The following is a 251-nucleotide window of genomic DNA, read 5'->3' as shown; positions in this document are numbered from 1 at the left end:
ATCACCTACTTTTTCAATTAGAGCAGCTTCAACATGTGAATGAATGTCTTCTGCACCTGAAGTAGCAACTGATTGTGGATCAGCTTTAACTTCTTCAAGTAGCTCATTTAATGCAGCAACTAATTTTGTATGCTCATCACTTGAAAGTACATTTACCTGTTCAAGTGCACCAGCCCATGCCACAGAGCCAATAATATCTTGCTCTGCTAACTGGTAGTCAAAGGGAAGAGAGTCGTTAAATTGCTTAAACG

Annotated in this window: 1 protein-coding gene; it reads right to left on the bottom strand. The window is 39.4% G+C overall.

What is annotated here, in order from left to right; all coding sequences use genetic code 11:
• A partial coding sequence (locus AAEY57_RS20620) for a lyase family protein (RefSeq protein WP_350608739.1) occupies window positions 1-251 on the bottom strand: 251 nt, incomplete at both ends.

Source organism: Pseudoalteromonas sp. MER144-MNA-CIBAN-0113 (assembly GCF_040308965.1).
GTDB classification, from domain to species: Bacteria; Pseudomonadota; Gammaproteobacteria; order Enterobacterales; family Alteromonadaceae; genus Pseudoalteromonas; species Pseudoalteromonas tetraodonis.
The sequence above is the reverse complement of the archived record's forward strand: the minus strand, read 5'-3'. Positions and strand labels throughout refer to the sequence as shown.